Annotated in this window: 21 protein-coding genes; 11 read left to right on the top strand and 10 right to left on the bottom strand. The window is 34.9% G+C overall.

Annotation, left to right across the window (positions count from 1 at the left end; translation table 11 throughout):
- Positions 1-35: 35 nt before the first annotated feature.
- Together ERX46_RS12850 and nadE are read left to right on the top strand one after the other, a co-directional pair.
- Entirely contained in the window at positions 36-851 is an 816-nt protein-coding gene (locus tag ERX46_RS12850; protein WP_130094275.1) for a porin family protein, read from the top strand.
- 3 nt (positions 852-854) lie between these two features.
- Positions 855-1,634 (top strand): NAD(+) synthase, encoded by a 780-nt coding sequence (gene nadE / locus ERX46_RS12845; protein WP_130094274.1) that lies wholly within the window; start codon positions 855-857, stop codon positions 1,632-1,634.
- 482 nt (positions 1,635-2,116) lie between these two features.
- Here the strand turns inward: nadE and ERX46_RS12840 are convergent, their stop codons facing one another.
- The 8 genes from ERX46_RS12840 to topA all read right to left on the bottom strand — a co-directional run bounded on the left by ERX46_RS12840 (position 2,117) and on the right by topA (position 12,698).
- Entirely contained in the window at positions 2,117-2,443 is a 327-nt protein-coding gene (locus ERX46_RS12840; RefSeq protein WP_130094273.1) for a 2Fe-2S iron-sulfur cluster-binding family protein, read from the bottom strand.
- A 125-nt stretch (positions 2,444-2,568) separates the two neighbouring features.
- Entirely contained in the window at positions 2,569-3,579 is a 1,011-nt protein-coding gene (gene porN / locus ERX46_RS12835) for a type IX secretion system ring subunit PorN/GldN (protein ID WP_130094272.1), read from the bottom strand.
- A gap of 18 nt (positions 3,580-3,597) precedes the next feature.
- On the bottom strand, positions 3,598-5,304 hold the full coding sequence (gene porM, locus ERX46_RS12830; protein WP_130094271.1) for a type IX secretion system motor protein PorM/GldM: 1,707 nt from the start codon (positions 5,302-5,304) through the stop codon (positions 3,598-3,600).
- Between the two features lie 72 nt (positions 5,305-5,376).
- Positions 5,377-6,192, bottom strand: coding sequence for a type IX secretion system motor protein PorL/GldL (gene porL / locus ERX46_RS12825; protein WP_130094270.1), 816 nt, complete (start codon positions 6,190-6,192; stop codon positions 5,377-5,379).
- A gap of 59 nt (positions 6,193-6,251) precedes the next feature.
- Positions 6,252-7,796, bottom strand: a complete 1,545-nt coding sequence (porK, locus tag ERX46_RS12820; protein ID WP_130094269.1) for a T9SS ring complex lipoprotein PorK/GldK — start codon at positions 7,794-7,796, stop codon at positions 6,252-6,254.
- Positions 7,797-7,905: 109 nt separating this feature from the next.
- A complete protein-coding gene (locus ERX46_RS12815) occupies positions 7,906-8,832 on the bottom strand; it encodes a PorP/SprF family type IX secretion system membrane protein (protein ID WP_130094268.1) in 927 nt (308 codons plus the stop codon).
- A gap of 155 nt (positions 8,833-8,987) precedes the next feature.
- On the bottom strand, positions 8,988-10,142 hold the full coding sequence (locus ERX46_RS12810) for a formimidoylglutamase (protein ID WP_130094267.1): 1,155 nt from the start codon (positions 10,140-10,142) through the stop codon (positions 8,988-8,990).
- A gap of 87 nt (positions 10,143-10,229) precedes the next feature.
- Complete coding sequence (topA, locus tag ERX46_RS12805; RefSeq protein ID WP_130094266.1) at positions 10,230-12,698, bottom strand: type I DNA topoisomerase; 2,469 nt, start codon at positions 12,696-12,698, stop codon at positions 10,230-10,232.
- 248 nt (positions 12,699-12,946) lie between these two features.
- Between topA and miaB the strand changes: the two genes are divergently transcribed.
- The 7 genes from miaB to groL all read left to right on the top strand — a co-directional run bounded on the left by miaB (position 12,947) and on the right by groL (position 20,026).
- A complete protein-coding gene (gene miaB / locus ERX46_RS12800) occupies positions 12,947-14,374 on the top strand; it encodes a tRNA (N6-isopentenyl adenosine(37)-C2)-methylthiotransferase MiaB (protein ID WP_130094265.1) in 1,428 nt (475 codons plus the stop codon).
- Between the two features lie 15 nt (positions 14,375-14,389).
- Entirely contained in the window at positions 14,390-15,655 is a 1,266-nt protein-coding gene (locus ERX46_RS12795; RefSeq protein WP_130094264.1) for a sigma-54 interaction domain-containing protein, read from the top strand.
- Positions 15,656-15,669: 14 nt separating this feature from the next.
- A complete protein-coding gene (gene lptE, locus ERX46_RS12790; protein WP_130094263.1) occupies positions 15,670-16,179 on the top strand; it encodes an LPS assembly lipoprotein LptE in 510 nt (169 codons plus the stop codon).
- Complete coding sequence (locus ERX46_RS12785) at positions 16,179-17,567, top strand: tetratricopeptide repeat protein (protein ID WP_130094262.1); 1,389 nt, start codon at positions 16,179-16,181, stop codon at positions 17,565-17,567. The genes lptE and ERX46_RS12785 overlap by 1 nt, the downstream gene beginning before the upstream one ends.
- A 3-nt stretch (positions 17,568-17,570) precedes the next feature.
- Positions 17,571-17,873 carry a preprotein translocase subunit SecG gene (secG, locus tag ERX46_RS12780; protein WP_130094261.1) on the top strand — a complete coding sequence of 101 codons (303 nt, stop codon included), beginning with the start codon at positions 17,571-17,573 and terminating at the stop codon, positions 17,871-17,873.
- Between the two features lie 193 nt (positions 17,874-18,066).
- A complete protein-coding gene (locus ERX46_RS12775) occupies positions 18,067-18,345 on the top strand; it encodes a co-chaperone GroES (protein ID WP_130094260.1) in 279 nt (92 codons plus the stop codon).
- Positions 18,346-18,388: 43 nt separating this feature from the next.
- Entirely contained in the window at positions 18,389-20,026 is a 1,638-nt protein-coding gene (gene groL, locus ERX46_RS12770) for a chaperonin GroEL (protein ID WP_130094259.1), read from the top strand.
- A gap of 79 nt (positions 20,027-20,105) precedes the next feature.
- Here the strand turns inward: groL and ERX46_RS12765 are convergent, their stop codons facing one another.
- A complete protein-coding gene (locus ERX46_RS12765) occupies positions 20,106-21,107 on the bottom strand; it encodes an NAD(P)H-dependent glycerol-3-phosphate dehydrogenase (protein WP_130094258.1) in 1,002 nt (333 codons plus the stop codon).
- Between the two features lie 218 nt (positions 21,108-21,325).
- Between ERX46_RS12765 and ERX46_RS12760 the strand changes: the two genes are divergently transcribed.
- Entirely contained in the window at positions 21,326-21,631 is a 306-nt protein-coding gene (locus tag ERX46_RS12760; protein ID WP_130094257.1) for a hypothetical protein, read from the top strand.
- Between the two features lie 230 nt (positions 21,632-21,861).
- Here the strand turns inward: ERX46_RS12760 and ERX46_RS12755 are convergent, their stop codons facing one another.
- A complete protein-coding gene (locus ERX46_RS12755; protein ID WP_130094256.1) occupies positions 21,862-23,031 on the bottom strand; it encodes an MFS transporter in 1,170 nt (389 codons plus the stop codon).
- Between the two features lie 85 nt (positions 23,032-23,116).
- Here ERX46_RS12755 and msrB point away from each other — a divergent pair, with 85 nt between their 5' ends.
- Positions 23,117-23,683, top strand: coding sequence for a peptide-methionine (R)-S-oxide reductase MsrB (gene msrB, locus ERX46_RS12750; RefSeq protein ID WP_130094255.1), 567 nt, complete (start codon positions 23,117-23,119; stop codon positions 23,681-23,683).
- Positions 23,684-23,685 lie beyond the last annotated feature (2 nt).

Raw genomic sequence — 23,685 nt, 5'->3', positions numbered from 1 at the left:
CACAAATATTGAAATAAATAACTAATATCAAAAGTATGAAAAAATTACTGACTTTATCATTAATAGCAGGACTGTTGTTTTCTGTTAATGCTCAAGATGCCTCGGACAAAAAGGTTTTGGCAGGATTGACACTTGGAGGAGCTCTCAACTTCAATGATCCTGAAACGAATACAATAGATTCTAGAGTAGGAGGCGATTTTATCGTTGGAATGGCTTTAGATTGGAATTTTTCAAAAAACATTGGGCTAGCAACGGGTATTGAATTTGACTTCAATCGTTTTAGAACAAGTTATGAACCAACAGTTTACTTAGATTATAGAGATAAAGATATTTTACAATTTAGAGATTATGATGTAGAAAATACAGATAATAATTTTTTATTGAAAGAGAGACAACATAAAAGTATTTATCTAAGCCTTCCTATCATGCTGAAATTCCAAACAAATTTTATGGGATACATGAGATATTATGGGAAATTCGGTGTTAGAAATAGCTTTATGCTAACAACACGCACAAATAATAAAGGACAAGCCTTCGATGTTGCGGGTGATCTAGTTGATGTTACACAATTGGATGATATGAAGTCGCCAGGTTCTATGTCTTTTTATAAAGGATCTATTGGAATAGCTGGTGGAGCAGAATACAATATCTCAGGAAACACTGTTTTAGTTGCTGAATTGGGTTACTATTATGGTTTCTCAGAAGTATTTCAACAAAAAGGAGCTGTTTTTGGAGATGACCAAAAAGATTTGTCTTTATACCAAATTCCAGAAGGACAAACAGAAAGAACATATTATGCGCCAAGTTTAAAACAAGGACAATTGATGTTAAAGGTATCCGTATTATTTTAATTCATGAGTACATTTAATTGTAGTAAAATAGCCAGTCATATTATTGACTGGCTTAATGTTTATATAAAAGATATTCCTGTTAAAGGATTTATCGTGGGTATCTCTGGCGGTGTCGATTCTGCACTTGTAGCATCGCTTTGCGCTAGAACCAATAAAAAAGTAATCTTGTTGAATTTGCCAATTCGTCAAGCTAAATCAGAGTATAGACGTGCCCAAAAGCAAATTGAACAGCTAGAAAATGAATATCCAAATGTCGAAGGCTTAAAGATTGATTTAACCCATTCTTTTGAATGTTTGGAGAAAACTTTGCCGGAGGATGTAAATTCAAATCATTTGGTAATGGCCAATTCTCGAGCAAGATTAAGGATGACGACTTTGTATGCTGTTGGGCAAACAAATCAATTATTAATAACTGGGACTGGTAACAAGATTGAAGATTTTGGAATTGGTTTTTATACCAAGTACGGAGATGGCGGAGTAGACCTTAATCCTATTGGTGATTTATTAAAATCGGAAGTATTTCTTTTAGCTAAGCATTTAGGTGTTATTCAGGAGATCGTTGAAGCAAAACCTACAGACGGACTTTGGGGAGACGAACGCAATGATGAAGATCAAATTGGAGCAACCTACGATGAGTTGGAGTTCGCAATGAGTTTTAAAGGCGATAAGAACACTTTATCAGATCGTCAAAAAGTAGTTCAAGAAATTTATCAAAGACTAAACAGTATCAATCAACATAAGATGATTCCAATACCTGTTTGCAGTCTAGAAGGTTTGAAGTAGTGATATACTTATAAGTTGACATTAATAGAAATACATGTAAAACAGGATACTTTTACTACTATTATTATCTATGCTGATAATGTATCCAAGTTTTGCCATTTCAACAAGTATATTGAACTCTTATTAGAACTGAAGAGGTCTGTTATATTTGTTTTTTAGGTTGATTTTTATTGTTGAAAAGTTTAAAATACTGTGCTTTCCTTAAATCGATTTTACTATCTACCATTTATATATTGCTTAATACAATTCTAAACCCTTAAATTAATTCTAGTTAACAATAAAGTTTTGAGATGCTAAAACTTACGGCATAAGAATGTGAAAATTACAAATTTCAATTGATTAGATCCATAGCTAAGAAATGGATATTTGATTCCCGAGTACTTGCGGAGAGCATGTCATGGTGAGCATAACGCCGACCGGTCCTTCCTCACAACGAATACTTGGAGTTTTCTTGCAAAGACTAGTTATGTTAATTATAAGGATTAAATAGATTCAGGAGCCAGTCTCAATACAATATTGTCAATGTCTTCAGTAATATCAATTTGACAACCTAATCGGCTGTTATCCTCAACGAAGAACGCTTGATCAAGCATATCCAACTCAGCATCACTTTGCTCGCGTAAATCGGTGTCAGATTCTAAATAACATTGACAAGAAGCGCACATTGCCATACCACCACATGTACCTTCTACTGGAAGTTCGTATGATTTACAAAGTTCCATAATATTCATGTTCATATCTGTTGGTGCTAACAATTCATGTTTCTCACCTTCACGATCAATAATAAAAACAGTGATATTTTCTTCCATGCTTAAAAATTTTCATACAAAAGTAGTGATTTAGTCTATCATTAGGAACAATAAAAATATGATTTATACCCAATAAAAAAGCCTCAACATAAATGTCGAGGCTTTTAATATGATTTTACTTAAAACTAGTAACTCCAAACATCATGTTCGATGTTTCTAATCTCTTCAGTAATTCTTTGAGATTCCATCAATGCGTCAACACCAACTCTGTACTTTTCAACACTTCTGTCGTAAACGTTTTCTTCTTTATAAATGAAAGAACTAAATCTACGTTTCATGAAGTAGTCATCAAAACTCATCCATCTTGAACCATTATTTTCGTTATAAACAAAATAGTTATTAAAAACATAACGGCAATCAGTTGGGAAGTATAACCAGAATAAGGTTTTTGTCCCTGAAATGCTATTACCATTATTAATATCTATATTATGAACAACCGGTGCAATACCTAAAATACGTACATCCAAAACAGATCTTTGTTTATCGAAGATCCAATCTTCTTTCAGTCTGTATTGAATTATATCTTTAGAAGTGTACCAAAGTGTATCTCTTGGAGGATAAACAGGTTGACCGTTAACTCCAATTGAATCTTCTCGATATTGATTTAATAGAGGATCAAGTGGAATTTCACCTAATGTAGCAAGATAAGCAGTTACCTCCTCTTTATAATCAGGATCAGTTGCAAAGTTTTTACCTTGTTCTGGTAAAACTGGATATTTGAATTTATCACCATCATGAACAGAAGTTCTAATTGGATTATAGTCAGAATATACAGTTAAATCACCTGATAATATGTGTTGACGAATTATTGTCCACAAACTCCATCTGTTGTCATTACGAATCCATTGTACCTCTCCCGTTAAAGGATCTGGAGGTGTGATTTCATCTAAAGGATAATAGAGTGGACGATTGATTTTCTCACGAAGATCAATTGCTCTCCATACACGTTTACTCCAAATCGCATCCGCTTCACGAATGTATGGATAGGGGATAAGACGTTTGGTTGGAATATTAGATTTAAGGTAAACCCCATCAATAACACCCGTTTCTGTACGGCTATTAATAGGTCCACCATTAATTTGAGCAAAAGTGCTCAAACTAAAAATCAATAATGTCGAAAGCAATAAATTCTTCATGACTTTTTTATTTATCTATTATTTAACAGTAAATACTGCATTCTGACGCAATACTTTACCGCCTGGTTCTCTGTAACTAACTACAACTGTAATCATATTTCCAGGTTGAGCATTTGCCATAATTCTAAGTGCTTCACCAGAAAGATTAGATCCTGTACCTTGCGCTGGCCTAGGTGCTCCAGTTGCCTGAACTTCCCATGATACAACACTGAACTTAGCTTCTAATGGAATTTCTGCTGGATAACCTGCAAACAATTGTCTAGATGCTCTAATTTGAGCTGATGTAGCTGCTTCTCCGTCTTCTAAACGTCCTAAATTAATAGAAGGCTTAGGCAAGTTCATAACACGGAATTTGAAACTTCCTAATTTACTACTAGAACCATCTTCCGCAACACCCGCAATGTTTATAGTAGCTTCTCTTCCGTTTCCAGGAGTTGCTATATAACCTGTGCTTGTTTTGCTCAAAGAAACATTATTTGCTCCAGAAAGTGAGTACTGAGGAAATCCAGATGCAGCTCCTTCAACTTGATTAGCATAACCTCTGTATAGAACGTTCATTTGTGGAAGAGAAACAGTTCCAGATGGTTTCCCAACTGTATATCTAAATTCCCATGACTTAGGTATTGTTTCACCTTTTTCTTTAACACCAATTGTTCCAGTTACGTGGTAATTTCCAGGTGAACTAACATCCAAAGGAATTCTACCAGTTGTAGCTTTCCAATTTTCAGGTATAGAATCATTGATTCCATATCTTAATGGAGCAACGTCTGTTGTATCATAAGCAGCAATCATAACATTTAAGTCCAATGAATCACCAGCGTTAACATAACCTGTTCTAGCAAAAGCCAAAGGCTCAATTTTATTAAAGTTAAATGTAGGTGCATCAACTTTAGAAAGTAAAAACTCTGCAGCAGAACTTTCACTATTCAATACATCTAATTTAAGAGCAGTAAACATTGCTGCAGCTGCAACAATAGGAGCGTGGTCAAACATTGCTGAAGGCCATGGTACCAATTTAGTTTTTCCTGCATCTTTAACTTCTATCATTGCTGGTAGAGTCATTGATTTGTAATAATTTGATATTCTAGATGTGTCATCTGGATTAGCTGTTGCTAATGCATCTTTTAAACCAGAAATATCATCAGGAGCAGTAAAAGTATATTTATTTTTACCACTTGTGTAGTTACCCATCAATTCTGCTACAGAATTTCTGTAACGGTTAATGTTGGTTAAAATAGCTAATCCTCTTTCCTTTGGTTTCATTGGATTTCCTCCAATGAATAATTCTGTTGGAACATCATAGTTATCCATTGCCTGAATACCCATTAAAGATTTGAGTTCAACTATTAAACTGTCTTCACCTTGGCGTTTTAATACCCAGTCAACACCTTCAACCCTTTTAATCATGTCATTAGATTCGTTTAAGATGTAATGAATGATTTCTTTAGTATGAGCATTTAATGTGTCAGACTTTCCTTGCCATAAATCAATAACTTTTGTATCCGCTTTGGGATCCGTTAAGATAGCTGCACGTTTACTTTCAAAAGTACCATAAACATTACCTGTAGCGTTATCAATAATTTCACCACTGGATTCTAATTTGTCATTTATGGTAACAAATGCTGCAATTATCTCTTTTGACACGTTTAGTGCCAGAAGAGCAGTCAATACGAGATACATCATCCCGATCATCTTCTGTCTTGGGGTTTCTTTTCCTCCTGCCATTTGTAATTAAATTTTAAGAATTAATTTATTAATTAATGTTTCTAATTTATAATTCCATGTTATAAATCACTATTATTTACTAATAGTCATTGCTTTTAACATGTTACCGTAAACATTATTTAAGTCCGTTAAGTTCTTAGCTAACATTGACATATTTTCTTTGTATAGTTTAGTGTCCTGAACAGAATCAGAAAGATTTGACATCATTTCAGTTACTTGTCCTTGGAATTTTTCTGTTGCTTCTAAGTGAGATGAAGAACCTTTTAATTGTAATTCATATACATTGTTTAAAGCAGAAAGATTCTTAGATACTTTTTGCATTTGCTCACCGAATGATTGACCTTCTTCAGTAGATGAAGTCATTCCTGAAATTGCTACAGAAGCTCTTTCGTAAGACTCAGACAACTTCGATACTGTATTTGAAGCAGATTGTAAACTATCAACATAAGAATCTGTTGCTGCCGCAGCTGAAGTAACGCCCTTCAGTTGTGCTGCATTGTCTCCTAATGCTTTCATACCTTCACCTAATCGCTCTAATAGTGCGCTATCAATTTTAGCATCCTCTAACATCGCGTCAAGTTCTCCTGTAATTCCAGATCCTTGATTTCCTCCTCTTCCTCTTCCAACTTGTAATTCAGAAGGATCAAAGTTTTCATCATTTCCTAAAGCTAATTCAGGATACACAAGCTCCCAATTTGGATCTTCATGAATTGGCTCAAATGCTGAGAATATAAAAATAATGGCTTCAGCTCCTAGACCTACAACTAACATTGGTCCGGCACCTGGCCAGTGCATAATCTTGAATAAGGCACCAAGTATTACTACTGCTGCTCCAATTCCATACAGCTTTGCCATAAAATTTTTCCATCCTTTACTTCCTGGTTTCATAGTTTTAATTTTTAAGGTTTAACGATTTATTTATTTGTTTTATTTACTTGATTTAACGATTATCTCAATTGAAGATCTTGGTCTAATTCTTCACCTCCTTCTTTAGAGAAATCTTTTCCACCTCTACCTAGGTGAGTTGCTACTGATCTAAATCCTATATATGATTTAGCAGTATCTCTGTATTCATAAGTTCTAGTTCCATTTTGTAAATAGTAACCTATGTCTTTCCATGATCCTCCACGTATTACTTTACGCTTCATCGCTGGTGGATCCCAGTCTAAAGCATTGTAACGGTATTCAGGATTTTGGTCATGAGATAATTCATACATAGATTCATCGTAAGCTGTTTCACACCATTCAGCAACGTTACCAGCCATACAATAAAGTCCAAATCCGTTAGGATTGTATGAGAATGCTTTCACAGTTTGATTCCCACCATCTTCAGCATAACGACCTCTCATTGGTTTAAAGTTTCCTAAGAAACAACCAGCAGAGTTACGAATGTAAGGTCCACCCCAAGGATATGCAGATAAATCTAAATCACCTCTAGATGCTCTTTCCCATTCAGCTTCACTAGGTAAACGGAAATCATGAACGTAAATCTCACCCATTGACTCTAACCATCCATTTAACAATTGTGTTCTCCAAATATTAAATGCTTTTGCTTGTGGCCAAGTTACTCCAACTACTGGGTAATTGTCATAAGATGGATGCCAGAAATACATTTTAGTCATCGGATCATTAAATGCATAGGTGAAGTCTCTAATCCAAACTAAAGTATCAGGGTAAACATTAATGGTTTCATCAATAACAAAACGTTGCCTATTTTCATGACCACGAATTGCATTATTTTGACCTAATTTGTTAATAACACCCATATCCTTGTCTAAACCTCTTTTCTCTTCAGTAAATGGATGATCTGCAGATCTTAAAGTACGGTGATCCATATCTGTTTTAATCCCTTGGTTGTTGTATCCATCAGGTTTAATATGAACCTTACCTTTGCGGGCAGCTTCAACTAAATCAATCCAATAGTATTTGAAGTTGAGTTTTCTAACATCAATTTCCTTTCTTTTGTAAAAACGTTGTGCAGAAGGGTAGTACATTTCTGACAATAGGGGAACCAACATAGGATCATAGTATGAGAATTCACGATCCCAATTTAATGAGAATCTGTCAATGTTTTGAAAACGGTCGCTTGACTCGTACTCAACCCATTCCATGATACCATCATCATAATACTCGTCTTGATAATTTATAAAACGATCAGCTTCTTTATCCTCTTCGATATTTTCATAGATCATTTTACGTGCTATGGAGTCTCTAACCCACCACACAAATTGACGGTATTCATTATTCGTGATCTCTGTTTGATCCATATAAAAGGCAGATATTGTAACTGTCTTTGAAATGGTCTGATGCATGAAAGGTACATCCTCATCATTTTGACCCATGATGTAAGATCCCTGAGGAATATAAACCATACCTAATGGTACCTCAGGATAGTAGACACTTCTACCTTGTACTCCAGTTAAATATCCTGATCTTGTACTACAAGATGCAAGCATTAAACTGATTAAACCTATAATTAATAATTTCTTCATTCTACCTTGTTTTTACTTTCCTGTTTATCACTAACAATTTAAAGGTCGTTTTAACTTATGTCTGTATAACGGAAAAGCTACCAAAATGGTTACAGATTATTTTTAAGTATTATAAATATCTTGGATTTCTAGCCTTCGTAATTGGAATTGGAGGCAATGGATAACAGTATTTCACCATTAACTCATGTGATCCAGCTGAGATACTAGAAACTCTATTTACAGTGATATCATAAGAATATCCAAAAGTAAATGAATTCCAATTTAAACCAGCCATTATTCCAATAGCATCTGTAGTTCTATAAGTTACTCCAGCATAAAAGGTGTCGTCCCATATAGCACGTAAATTAATGTCAGCACTTAGAAACTTAAGATCTGTTCTTACCAAACCATTTGCTTCCACACTAAGTTCTTTCATCGTGAATGCATTGTCCATTCGGTAACCTCCCATTGCGTAGTAATGACGCGAAGTATTGAAGTTTAAGTCCGAAATTTCTAATGCTGGTAAGTGCGTAGAAGATACTCCTGCATACCAACCAGTAAATGACATGTAATACAGCCCGAAGTTAGCATCAAATGTTGCTGCTGATTTTGCCTGTGGTAAAGACTCATCAAATGGATTTCCATCTGGTGTCACCCATGTTGGACTCATTCCAAAGCTATTTAATCCTACAGCTGCTCCTATACCTAAAGTTCCATCCGCTAAAGATAGGTGGTAAGAGTAGTTCAAGGTTACATTGTTTTGTCTCGAGAATCCGATCGCATCATGATAAAATGATATACCAGCGGCACTTGGAAAGTAGCGCGATAAATTTGCTTCAGCATTCGCTAACACAGAGTTTGGAGCTCCGTTAAACTTATCCCACTGATTACGGTAGATCATAGTTCCACAAACTTCGTGTGACATACCAACACCGGTTGCCCCAGGATTGATACTCATTTTGTCAAAAATAAAATGTGTCAAGATCTTATCCTGCTGGCCGTATGTGTAAAATACACCGGAGGATATTAAAATTGAAATAAATAAAAGTCTTTTCATATATAGCTTTTTTTCAATGGTTTATGCATATAATGTCGCAATACATAGCTGCATCAGTCGACTAAAGTAGTTAAAAAAATGTAATTAGGAAATAAATAAAATGGGAAATGATGTTTTTTGTGATATTTCATGTATTTATTTTTAATCGAGAAAAGTTAAACTAATTTCTGATAGGTTTTCCACCACAAGTCTGGAACTTCTCCTTTCATTGATTCTTGATAAGTTTCATAACTGCATGGAATCATTTGGTGACGCATGAATTTAGATCTTTTAGAGCCTGGGTAGGGAACTTCAATCCACCAACGACCAGACTTATTACTCTTATAGAATACAATCTCTTCATTGAGATCTTCAAGATATACCCTGAACTTAGTATATGATTTTTTACTTCCTATAGGAAAGTCCCCTTTTCTATGTGCATATCCCTCATTAAAATACCAGATAAGCTGTGCAACAAGTTCGTCAGTTACTTTATGGTTATTACTGTAGTAATTAAATATACCAAAGCTTGAAAGCTTATCGCTGATTCCTGCATATCTTGTCAACTGGCATGCTTCATTGGCAAATATTCCGTTCGGGGCGCTATAATTATTGTTTTGAAGATCACTCGCTCTTATACTGGTTAAATCGAAACTCAAAATATCTGTGTTACGCATAAAAGGTTCTGCCAACTGTATAGACTGATTAATTTCACCTAAACGACAGACATCAAAATAGAGTTCGTTAAATAAGTCAAGCGTTTTATTGGAGATGTAATGATTTTGAGCACCAATATTAGTGTAGTTAAACAAGAAACATGGTTTATGTAATAACACATGGCTCAACCAACCTTCGTGGTTAATTTCTTTTTCAATATCGCCTAAATCAAATCGATTGTCTATGGTGGTCAGATTTACCATTTGCTCTAATTGCTCGTAAGCTTTATAAATAGCATTTGTTAAATCTTGAGTACCCCCAACAATAATTGGAATAATTTCTTTCTTGATTAGTTCTTGACAAACTGTTTGAATAGCATATGCAGTATCCTTTATTTCTCTACCGGGAACAATTGTTCCTAAATCGTAAATTGTGTGTGTCCAGTTTACCCCTTGAAACAATTTGTATAATTGACCCCTGAAGTCATTTGTGAAATCATTTTTTAAATTTTCTGAATGATTTCTATATTCTGGAACATAAATGATTGCTGTCCCTTTCTTGTCGATTACTGGGAATTCACCTCCAATATAAGAGTGAATCGAACTGCCGAGCATTTCTTCTTCATAAGAATCATTTAAGGGAATGCTTTGAAAGTAAATGGAAATGTCTTTCATGATTTTAATCTCATCAAGGGTAGATGTTATTTCATTTTAAAATGACTGCACTCCAATTAAAGGAGCACAGTCATTTTAATAATTATTCTATTTTTTCTTAGCTACTGTCTTTTTCGCTGCCGGTGCTTTTTTCGCTGCCGGTTTCTTGGTAGCAGTTTTCTTTGCCGCTGGCTTCTTTGCTGCTGTTTTTTTAGCTGCGGCTTTCTTAGCTGGAGCTTTTTTGGTAGCTGCTGTTTTACCTCTACCTGTTTTCTTAGGCTGGTTTTCAGAAATTTTGATGCATTCTTCGTAAGTCAATTTCTTTACTTCGTCTTCTTCATCTTTAATTTCTTTAGGAAGTTTAAAGTTGTCTTTACCAATCTTTAAATAAGGTCCCCAACGTCCAATCAACAATTGCATAGTTTCATCTTCAGGGAAAGTCTTCAGTAGCTTTTTAGCATCTTCAATTCTTTTCTCTTTGATTAACTCAATAGCTCTGTCTAATTCGATATCCATTGGGTCATCTTCCTTAATAGAAACAAATTTCCCATCGTGTTGAATATATGGACCGAATCTTCCAATATTTGCTTTCACAACTTTTTCTTCAAACTCTCCTAGTTGACGAGGAAGTTTAAATAAATCCATTACTTCATCAAAAGTGATAGTTTCAATTGATTGAGTTGGACGTAAGCTAGCAAATCTTGCTTTTTTCTCACCTTCCTCTTCCGTATCTCCTATTTGTGCCATTGGACCGTAACGACCAATACGAACGATAACTTTTTCACCTGTTTTTGGGTGTTCACCTAAATGGCGTTCCCCAGAAGCGCGATCTGAATGTTCTAATGTATGTTCAACAGTCTTATGGAATGGATCATAGAAACGTTTAATCATTTCTGTCCATTCTTTCAAACCATTTGCGATTTCATCAAACTCTTGTTCTACTTCAGCAGTAAAGTTGTAGTTTAGTATTTCACCAAAATGTTCTACTAGAAAATCAGTAACTACCATTCCGATATCAGAAGGAGAGAGTTTGTTTCTATCTCTTCCTGTTATTTCCGTAGCTTCTTCTTTATTTGTTCCAGAATCATCTAGTGTATAGATAAGGTAATTTCTTTCCGTTCCTTCACGCTCCATTTTTTCAACATATCCTCTTTTTTGGATAGTAGAAATTGTTGGTGCATAAGTAGATGGTCTACCGATTCCTAATTCTTCTAATTTTTTCACTAAAGATGCCTCAACATAACGTGGAGCAGCTTTTGTGAATCTTTCACGTGCAACGATAGACAAAGTCGAAAGTACAGCTCCTTCTTTTAAATCAGGAAGTAATCCTTCTAATGCTTTGTCGTCTTCTTCGTCATCATCCATTTGTGATTCAAGGTAAACCTTAAGGAAACCATCAAATTTGATTACTTCACCTTTCGCAACGAAAATATCTTGAACTTCAGGAGCTCCAATTTTAATTGTAGTTCTCTCCAATTTTGCTGGACTCATTTGTGAAGCGATTGATCTTTTCCAAATCAAATCATACAAACGGTCTTCATCATTTCCTTTTTTAACTGATGAAACCCCGAAATCACTTGGACGAATCGCCTCGTGAGCTTCTTGGGCTCCAGCACTTTTGCTTTTATATTTCTTAGGGTTACTGTACTCTTTTCCGTAGTCCTGAATAATTGTGCTTTTCGCAGCATCCATTGCAGTTTCGGATAAGTTTACACTGTCTGTTCTCATGTAAGTGATCAGTCCAGCTTCATATAAACTCTGTGCAACTCGCATTGTACGCGAAACACTAAATCCTAATTTCAAACTTGCTTCTTGTTGAAGTGTAGAAGTTATAAATGGAGCGCTTGGATTTTTCGTTCCTGGCTTTTTAGTTACTTCAGTTACTTTAAAAGTTGCTTTGTCGCAATCCTTAAGAAAAGCTTCTACTGCTTTATCCGTTCCTATATTATGTGCTAAAGTTGCAGAAACTTTATCTTTACCTTCAGCAAAATCTCCAACTACTCTAAAGTAGCTCTCTGGAGTAAAATTCATTATCTCTCTTTCACGTTCAACGATTAAGCGAACAGCTACAGACTGAACTCTACCTGCTGATAAGCTAGGTTTAACTTTTTTCCATAGCACTGGAGAAAGTTCAAATCCTACCAATCTATCCAATACACGTCTAGCTTGTTGCGCATTTACCAACTCTTGATTGATTTCGCGTGGTTCTTTAATTGCTTTTTGAACCGCTACTTTTGTAATCTCGTTGAAAGTTATTCTTTTTGTATCCTTTTTGTCTAATTTCAAAGTTTCATAAAGGTGCCAAGAAATCGCCTCACCCTCACGGTCCTCATCTGTTGCTAACCAAATAGTTTCAGCTGCTTTAACATGCTTCTTTAATTCTGCAACAATAGCTTTCTTATCTGGACTAACTTCATAATTTGGCTTAAAATTATTCTCGATGTCAATTGCCACTCCTTTTTTAGCAAGATCTCTCACGTGACCGTAACTAGACAGTACTTTGAAGTCTTTTCCTAAATAGCCTTCAATTGTTTTTGCTTTAGCGGGGGACTCAACGATAACTAAATTCTTTGCCATATTGATTATGTTAAATTCTTTTTCTGAAATTGAGTGCAAAATAACTCCAAATTAATACGAAATACAAACTTTCTTGTGTTTTTACTTCAATTGTATTTTCTTAAGGTGCCGTTTTTCATGGATATTTCACCCTTAATTCTTTTCTAATTGTTCTGTTTTATTGATATTTATTAAATAATTAACTACTGACATTTTGACACCATGAGAAGAAAATATATCTTTGTCCTTCATAAAATTGAAATTCACCAATGGGAATCGTTTTAGATAAAGATATGGATGAGGCTCGCCAAGGCGAAGCAATCTCAATGAATAAGGCTGAGGGAGGTAGGAAATTATACCTAGAAAGCTATGGATGTGCTATGAATTTTTCTGATAGTGAAGTCGTAGCGTCGATATTAGTAAATGATGGTTTTTCAACAACTCAGAATTCGGAGGAAGCAGATTTAATACTCATTAATACTTGCAGTATTCGTGATAATGCAGAACAAAGAATTAGAAATCGGTTAAGACAATTTAATAAAGCTAAGAAACAAAGACCAGGATTAATAATTGGGATCTTGGGTTGCATGGCTGAACGCTTGAAAACTAATTTGCTTGAAGAAGAAAAATTAGTTGATATTGTTGCAGGTCCAGATTCTTATCGAGATTTACCAGGTTTGATTGTAGAAGTTGAGGGAGGACAAAAAGCAGTAAACGTTTTGCTTTCTCGTGATGAAACTTATGCAGATATTAGTCCAGTGCGTTTAGATAAAAACGGAATAACTGGATTTGTGAGTATTACACGTGGTTGCGATAATATGTGTTCTTTCTGTGTTGTTCCCTTTACTAGAGGAAGAGAAAGAAGTAGAGATCCACATACAATTGTTCAAGAATGTGGTGCTTTATTTAATTCTGGATACAGAGAAGTAACCTTATTAGGTCAAAACGTAGATTCTTACCGTTGGAATATGACGAGTAAAGGTGAAATTAAAGATGAATCAAATCCAACCACAAACTTTGCACAATTGCTAGAAATGGTTGCTGAAGTTCATCCAGATTTAAGAATCCGTTTTTCTACTTCTCATCCTAAAGATATGACCGATGATGTTTTGTATGCAATTGCAAAGCACAAAAATATATGTAACTATATTCATTTACCAGTTCAATCTGGGAATAGTGATATTTTAAAGAAAATGAATCGAGGTTATACGCGTGAATGGTATATGAATAGAATTGAAGCTATTAACCGTATTATTCCAGGATGTGGAATTACAACAGATATCATAACAGGGTTCTGTGATGAAACTTTAGAGCAGCATGAAGAAACGCTTTCAATTATGCGAGAAGTGAAATATGACACTGCTTATATGTATAAATATTCTGAGCGTCCAAAGACTTTAGCAGAAAGAAAGTATGAAGACAATATTCCAGAAGAGGAGAAGCAAAGAAGGTTGGAGGAAATTATTACTCTTCAACATGAGCATAGTTTAGCGATGAACAAAGCTCAAATTGGAAAAATCGAAGAGGTATTGGTTGAGACTGAATCAAAACGTTCTAAAGAACAAATGATGGGAAGAACAGACCGTAATCTAAAAGTAATCTTTGATCGCAAAGATTCCAAAACGGGGGATTATGTAATGGTTCGCATTACAGATTGTAATAAAGCTTCCTTAAAGGGAGAAATTGTTGAAGGTTAATAATCTATTGATGATATGAATATTCAGCAAATCAAACAGAGGTTTGGAATAATTGGAAATGCGCCAGGTTTAAATCGTGCTTTGGAGGTTGCAGCTCAAGTTGCACCAACTGATATTTCGGTTTTAGTGACAGGGCAAAGTGGAACAGGAAAGGAAATCATTCCTCAAGTTATTCACCATTTAAGTACTAGAAAACACGGGAGTTATATTGCCGTTAACTGTGGTGCAATTCCTGAAGGAACTATTGATTCAGAGCTTTTTGGACATGAAAAAGGTGCTTTTACAGGTGCTAGCGGAAGTCGAAAGGGATATTTTGAAGAAGCAGACGGTGGTACAATCTTCTTGGATGAAGTAGCTGAATTACCTCAGCAAACCCAAGTTCGATTACTGCGTGTTTTAGAAACGGGTGAATTTATTCGTGTAGGTTCTTCTAAAGTAATTAAGACAAATGTTAGAGTTGTAGCGGCTACAAACGAAAATATGGCTGAAGCTATTCGTAAGAATAAATTTAGAGAAGATTTATTGTATCGTTTAAGCACAGTTCCGATAAAACTTCCGCCATTAAAGGAACGAAAAGAAGATATTCATTTATTGTTTAGAAAATTCGCTGCAGATTTTGCAGAGAAATATAGAATGCCAACGATAAAATTAGTGGATGATGCAGTAATTGCATTGACCAATTATCCATGGCCCGGAAATATTAGACAATTGAAAAATATTGTGGAGCAAATTTCCGTTATTGAGAATGAGCGTGAGATTACGCTAGAGAAAATGAAGTTTTATTTACCAGAAGATGTTGTTTCTGGTGTTCCCGCGCTTGTTGAGGGTAAGTCTCAAGAAAATGATTCTTTTTCAGATAGAGAATTGATTTATAAGTTTTTGTTTGACATGAAAAGGGACATGAACGAGTTGAAAAAGCTTGTGATTGAATTGCTTAATGGGAATAAAGACGTTGATTTAACAGGAACACAAAAAGATGTTTTAAATCGTGTTTATACTGATATTTCGAATGAAGACAGCAAGAAATTGTTAGAAGCAGGAGTTCGAGATGAAGTTCGAGAAGAACGAGAATATGCTTCGCAAGAAGAAGTTACGATTGTTGACAGTGATTATCAAGACCACATAGAAGTGGAAGAATCTTTGTCTTTGGAAGAACGTGAAATGGAGTTTGTAAAGAAAGCTTTAGAAAAACACCATGGAAAAAGAAAAGATGCAGCAAAGGAATTAGGGATCTCAGAGCGAACTTTGTACAGGAAAATCAAAGAGTATAACTTAAAATAGGCTAAAGCTTCACTATGAAAAAATTTCTTTTATTAACAACAGCTTTACTTTTTACTGCTTGTTGGCCAACGAGTTTGTCTTTTCGAGATGGAAGTGTTCCACCTGAATGGAAACGTTTTATGGTTACCACTTTAGAGAATAAAGCGGCCAATGCTCCAATTAGTTATTCTTCTGAGCTTTCAGAGTTAATAAAGGATGGAATTCAAAATAGAGTAGGGCTAACTTTGGTTTCTGAAGAGTCCGATGATCCTCAGATTACCATAACGGGATCTGTGAATTCCTATGATATTACACCTTTGTCATTGCAAGAGAATGCAGCAGAGGTAAAAAACAGGCTTACAATTAGATCAAGTTTTCAGATTTTTATTTCAGCACCAGAAGAAGATGTAATGGAGTTAAGCAGTTCACGTTTTGCAGATTTTGATGCTTCACAAGATGTAGGAGCAATTCAACAACAATTATTGGAAGAAATCAATGAACAAATTGTGCAAGATGTTTTAAATAAGTTACTTTCGAATTGGTAATGCTAAACTTCGTAGAAATATCACATAGAATTGATAATCCTTCAATGATTAAATTGGAAGATTTGGAAGAGTTACGTCAATTGGCGAAAAGGTATCCATTTACTGCGATATTTTCTCAATTGTATCTCAAAGGTTTAGCGCTTCACAAAACTATTCAATTTGAATCTGAATTAAAGAACCATGCGTATAAGGTTCCTGATCGATCTCAATTGTTCTATTTAGTTCATTCAGTTGAAGAGGAAATTCGTCAAACTGAACCTATTTTGGGTAATCAGAATCAAGCAGAAATTAATGAGGAATTAGAAACTGAGGCTGTTTTAGAAGAATCTCCATATGAAGAGGTAGTTACTGTTAATATTCCAGAAGTAGAGAAGCCACAAGAGGAGCTGAAGGAAGAATTAATTGAGGTTGAGGCGCCAAAAATAGACTCAGATCAAGAAACTATTATCCATGTAGAAGAGAATGTTTCAATAACAGAAGAAGTTTCAAAGGATGAGCTTGAGGAAGGAGTTATCCAAGTTTCGACTTACAATGCTGATAATTCAGTAAGTGTAGAAGATAATTTAATTAATCCAAATGAGAATGTAGATAAAGAGTCTCTCGAAGCTGAAAAAGTTTCTATTGATAAAAGTTTAATTGATTCTGTTGACGAGACAGGTAGTGATTCAGAACAAGAAATTGAAGAGGAGTCAAAGGCGGAGAAAAGCAGATTTGCTAATCTCTCGGATAAGCTTAAAAATGTAAGTGATTTAGAGCGCGATATTTTAGCACATGCTATAAGTTCTTCAATTTTTATAGAAATAGATGAATTAGAGGCTGATACTTATCATTTTGAAAAGCTTAAAAAGTTAGATCGTCCAGAAAAGAGAGAGGAAGAGTATGAATCTGCATCAATTGAGTTTGACTTACCTTTAAATTCAGAAACGCTAGCCGAAGATTATATTTCGGAAGAAGAAAATGTTGATTTTAAAAATAAGATTGAATTTGATGGGGAATCTTCTTATGATTTGAATGAAGATAAAAAATCCTTCACTTCTTGGATGATTTCATCTATTTCTAATGAAGCAAAAGAAAAATCGATAGATAAAAAAGTTGATTTGTCTCCAAAAGTGAAAGAATCGACAGAAAAAACAGAAGAAAAAGAAAAAAATAAAGAAATTTTCACCCCTGAAAAAAGAAAATCTGAGTTCTTTTCTCCACTCAAGAAAGCACGTGAAAGCCTAGATGAATCAAGGCTTCCAGTGAGTGAGACCTTGGCTAAAGTATACGGTGCTCAGGGCAATTATCCAAAGGCAATTGAAGCTTATGAAAAATTATTGTTGAAATTTCCAGAAAAAAAGAGTTTCTTTGCACTTCAAATTGAAACTTTGAAAAGAAAATTAAATTAAAATATGGGAACTTTATTAACTATACTTATTATTATCGCAAGTATTTTGCTTGTGTTACTTGTTTTAATGCAAAATCCAAAAGGTGGTGGATTATCAACTGATTTTGGTTCAGCGCAACAATTAGGAGGTGTTAAACAAACCAATGATTTCATAGAGAAAGCAACATGGAGTTTAGCAGGTATTATTGGAATATTGAGTATTGCAATGACTTTGATGTATCATGAACCTTCAGGAGTACCAGCAAATGATGCAGCTCCTCAAGATACTGAGCAACCAGCAGTGCCAGCAGGCGATGTAAGTGAGTAGGAAAAGGCTTTACACGGATTGATTTTTTAGTCAGTCTTATATAGAAATACATTTAATAAATGTCAGTGTGTCATATACGCTGACATTTTTTTTGTTCATAATTGTAGCTATCTGACAAATGTAGTCTGTTTATCTATTGGCACAGAATTGGTCGTTCCCACTGAGTAAAAAATTAACTAAAAATATAATAAATATGTCAGCATTAAAACCATTGGCGGATCGTGTATTAATCGAGCCTATTCCAGCAGAAGAAAAAACAGCTAGCGGAATTATCATTCCAGATGCAGCAAAAGAAAAGCCTTTAAAAGGTACAGTTATCGCTGCGGGAAATGGGAAGAAAGACGAGCCAATGACGGTAAAAGAAGGAGACACAGTATTGTTTGGTCAGTATTCTGGAACAGAAATCAAAATTGAAGGAAAGACTTATTTGATTATGAAAGAAGCTGATATTTACGGTGTATTTCAAGCATAGTCTCCACATTTAAAACAATCTTTTAAAAAAAAAATAATTCAAAATGTCAAAAGAAATATTATTCGACGAAAAAGCGAGAGAGAAACTAAAAAACGGTGTTGATAAATTAGCGAATGCAGTTAAAGTAACGCTAGGACCAAAAGGACGTAACGTAGTTATCGGTAAAAAGTTTGGTTCACCACTCATCACTAAAGATGGGGTTTCTGTAGCTAAAGAAATTGAGTTGAAAGATCCTGTTGAAAACATGGGAGCTCAAATGGTAAAAGAAGTTGCTTCAAGAACTGCGGATATCGCAGGAGATGGGACAACAACAGCAACTGTTTTAGCACAAGCAATTATTACAGCAGGTTTAAAAAACGTAACTGCTGGAGCAAATCCAATGGATTTGAAAAGAGGAATCGATAAAGCGGTTAAGGTGATTGTTCAAGAGCTTAAAAAACTTTCTAAGGAAGTTGGTTCAGATAATGACAAGATCAAGCAAATCGCTTCTATTTCTGCTAACAACGACGATACAATTGGAACATTAATCGCAGAAGCAATGAAAGTTGTTGGAAACGATGGTGTAATCACTGTTGAGGAAGCAAAAGGAATCGAAACTGAAGTAAAAACTGTTGAGGGAATGCAATTCGACAGAGGTTATTTATCACCTTACTTCGTTACGAACGCAGAGAAAATGATTGCGGATTTAGAGAATCCATATATCTTAATCTGTGACAAGAAGATTACAAGCATGAAAGAATTGCTTCCTGTATTAGAGCCAGCGGCACAATCGGGAAGACCATTATTGATTATCGCAGAAGATATCGATGGTGAGGCTTTAACTACGCTTGTAGTAAACAGAATCAGAGGTTCTTTGAAAGTAGCAGCTGTTAAAGCACCAGGATTTGGTGACCGTAGAAAATCAATGTTGGAAGACCTTGCAATTCTTACGGGTGGACAAGTTATTTCTGAAGAGAAAGGATTGTCACTTGAAACTGCAACTTTAGATATGTTAGGTTCAGCTGAAAAAGTTGAAATCGACAAAGACAATACAACTATCATTAATGGTTCTGGTAATAAGGAAGAGATTAATGGACGTGTAGCTCAAATTAGAGCGCAGATGGAAACATCTACATCTGATTATGACAAAGAGAAAATGCAAGAACGTTTGGCTAAATTAGCTGGTGGAGTTGCTGTTCTTTACGTTGGAGCTTCTTCTGAAGTTGAGATGAAAGAAAAGAAAGACCGTGTTGAAGATGCTCTTGCAGCAACTCGTGCAGCGGTTGAAGAAGGTGTTGTTCCTGGTGGTGGAGTTGCGTTATTAAGAACTTTGGTTGGTTTAATTGACCTTAAAGGAGATAATGATGACGAAACAACTGGAATTGAAATAATGAGACGTGCGGTTGAAGAGCCATTACGTCAAATCGTTAAAAATGCAGGAAGTGAAGGAGCGGTAATCGTTCAAAAAGTTCTTGAAGGAAAAGACGATTTCGGTTACAACGCTAGAACTGAGAAATACGAAAATTTACTTGCTGCTGGAGTTTTAGATCCAACGAAAGTAACGCGTATCGCAATTGAAAACGCTGCATCTATCGCATCTATGTTGTTGACAACAGAATGTGTTATAGTTGATGAGCCAGAAGACGAAAGTGCTGGTGGAATGGGTGGCGGAATGCCAGGTGGTATGCCAGGTATGATGTGATTTTAATAGGTAGGGGTGATTTGCAAATCACCCTTACCAAATCACCCATACAAATCGCCCCTACAAATCACCCTTTTTTTTATGATAAACGATCCGTTAAGATCTTCATTTCGATAACAGGAGAAATACGCTCGTAGATAATGTTGTTGACAGCTTCAACGATTGGCATTTCAACATTGAACTTTTTATTGATCTCCATTACAGATTTCACGGCGTAATATCCTTCTGCAATCATGTCCATTTCCATTTGGGCAATTTTCACAGAATAACCTTTTCCGATCATAAATCCGAAAGTTCTGTTTCTTGAGAATTTAGAATAAGCGGTAACCAATAAATCTCCTAGATAAGCGCTACTTTTCACATCTCTGTGAATAGGGCTCACTTCGTCGATGAAGTTTTCAATTTCTTGAATTGCATTAGAGATTAAAACAGCTTGGAAATTGTCTCCGTATCCTAATCCAGCACAAATTCCAGATGCAATAGCGTAAACGTTCTTTAAAATTGCAGAAAGCTCTGTTCCGAATAAATCATCGGAAGTTGTGGTTTTGATATATCTCGTTTTAAAAAGATCAGCCATGTCTTCCGCAATATCTTCATCCTGACAAACAATTGTTAGGTAAGATAAACGTTCTAATGCTACTTCTTCAGCGTGACAAGGTCCACAAACGATTCCTATTCTATCATAAGGAATATCAAAAGTTTTGTGAATAAATCTTGCAGGAATAGCGTGATATTCTGGAATAATTCCTTTTACAGCAGAAAATACAGTTTTCCCCTTGAATAAATCAATAGGGAAGTTTTCAAATAGAGAAGATAAAAATGCAGATGGAGTAGCGAGAATAATGATGTCTGATGATCTTACAACCTCTTCAAGATTCGTTGTTACATTGATTTTTTCAATCTTTAGTTCAACAGCTTGTAGATATTTAAGATTTCGTCGATATTTTAAAATATTCTCGACAGCATCTTCGTTTCTCATCCACCAATGTACTTTCGATACATTTTCTGTAAGTATTTTTATCAATGCAGTAGCCCAGCTTCCACCACCAATAACACCAATTATTTTTTCAGATTTATCCATAGTACTTCCTACAAAAATACATTTTCTTCTTAATTGCTGCTGCTTTTAATGAGTAATCTTAGAAAATTTATTTCTAAAGTTCTTTTTTATAAAATAGTTTTTCACCTGACCTTGAAATTTTTTAGATTAATTTTTATAAAAATTAGCTATAATAGTTTGGTGATTGTACTAATTTAATACTTTTACCATGTTATTTTAAAACTGTCAAATTGTAAATTATGAGTAGTAGTAAGCCTAGAGTTGTAAAAGATTACGCTAAATTAGAAAAGCTGGTTAAACAGCAGATTAAATTGAATTACCCAGAGGGTTTTGAAGACCATCTGATTAAATTTAAAAATAAAGATGGAAATACCGTTAGTGCACTTCCGTTTGAAACTGCTGATTATTATTATCTCATACGAATGACAATTAGTCAAGCGCAAGAAATCATCGAAGACGATGAAGATTATGATGACGAAGGGTTCTTGAAAGAAGAAGTTAAAGAAGAATATGAAGAAGACGAAATTGATGAAGAGTTTGAATAAACTTTTATTCAAATAAAAATTTTTCAAAATATTAAAAGACGGCTATATGTCGTCTTTTTTTCGTTTTGAGAATTAATCTCCTTTACCATTTATGCTATCTGAGATATTTGCTTGCGTAATATGAATTGTAATTATTAAATTCAAGAAAGAAGATTTATGGATTAAAACTTCATTATGACCACGCAATTTTACTGAAGCTATTTTTCTAAAACTTATGAAATCCGAACAGCTTACTTTTTATAATTGACATTAGTTTTACTAAAAAGCAAATGCAGTATCACATAAACAAGTGCTAAACCGGCAACGATTGCTCCGAATGTAAAAGCATAGTTCAAACTTTCAGGAGTATTGTTATAAATGGAAAGTGTACTGGCAGCTCCAAATAGAATTCCTAATTCTAATGCGATAAATAGAGTTCCTGACCCTACTCCTCTTCTATGGGCTGGAGATAAATCAGCCATCCAGGCAAATAGAGTAGGAGAACTTATTCCCGTTGCAATTCCAAATATAAATGATGCTGCGGTGTACCAGAATTCTGTTTTTGCATTTCCTGTCATCAACATTGCGATAATCAAGAATACTATTCCTAGGATAAGTGTTTGACGTCTTCCAATTTTATCAGAAACTTTTCCTGCAAATAATCTGACTGCAATAGTAGAAACAACATAAAAGACATAATACCATCCTTTATTATCTATTCCTAAATAAACAGATTTGTCGGGAGTTAAAACTAAAATTAGTCCTGTACAAACTGTTGTAAGGAACATTACCATTGCTGCTGGAAGAACATTTTTTTCTAGGATATCATTTGCTTTAATTTTGAAGATCTTAAAAGTAAAAGGTTGAGGATTCGGTAAAGTTTCTTTCACCGATTTAATTAAAATCATAGAAAGAACAGCAGTTAAACTTGAAACTACAAATAGGCCATTAATTGTTAAAGCGTTTGCAATTGGAGTTCCTAATGCTTGTCCGACACCTAGTCCTAATGCGATTCCAGTTCCAAAAACGCCCATTCCCTGACCACGTTTTTCAATAGGTAGAATATCTGTTACCAAAGCTGTTGCTCCTGTTGGAAGAAATCCAGTTGAGAATCCATGTAAAAAGCGAAGTGTTAAGAAGAAAGCAATAGTCCCACTAAAAGGATAGATTAAAGTAATTACGATACTGACAATAGTGCCAACATACATGGTGCTTTTTCTTCCAACTGTATCTGCCATTTTTCCAGAAAAAGGTCTTGAAATAGCTGCTGTGACAGTGAAAAGCGCAATAATGAGTCCTTTGTAAGTTTCTCCACCCAATAAAGTAATAAAGCTATTTAATTCTGGGATAATCAGATTAAAGGAAGTCATAAAGAAAAACATTCCTAAAGTAAGCGCCCAAAAATTTCTACTGTATGTCATAAATTCAAATATGTAAAATTAGTTAATACTTATTCTGCATGAACATTTTAAGGATTAATATTGTTACATTAATATGAAAAAACAAATGAAATTTATATCGAAAAATATCGCAGTCTTACTTTTTGCTTTTACATTTTTGTCTTGCACTAGTGATAGCGATGAGATTTCTATTTCCGCTGGTAATATTGAAAACGAAGTAATCGCTCTTGAAGCTTCCTCTAATGATAGAACAACGGAGTACCTTTCAAAAGACGATACAATAAAGAAGATTTCCAAGACAGATGAGGAGTGGAAGAAGCAATTGACAGAGGAACAATATCATGTGAGTCGTGAAGCTGGAACAGAACGCGCTTTTACCGGAAAATATTGGGACAATAAGGCAGAAGGGACTTATACATGTGTTGGTTGTAACTTACCACTTTTTAGTTCTTCAACTAAATTCAAATCAGGTACAGGATGGCCAAGCTTTTATGTGCCGTTAAATGAAGAGGTGGTGACTGAGGTTACTGATAATTCAGGCGGTTGGACTAGAGTAGAGGTGGTTTGTACACGATGCGATGGGCATTTAGGTCACGTATTTAAAGATGGTCCAAAACCTACAGGGTTGCGTTATTGTTTAAATTCTGCGGCTTTAAACTTTGAGAAAAAGTAATT

Origin of the sequence: Brumimicrobium glaciale (assembly GCF_004152935.1) — a bacterium.
Lineage (GTDB): Bacteria > Bacteroidota > Bacteroidia > Flavobacteriales_D > Crocinitomicaceae > Brumimicrobium > Brumimicrobium glaciale.
Note: the sequence above shows the minus strand (reverse complement) of the source record. Positions and strands in the feature narration are given on the sequence as shown.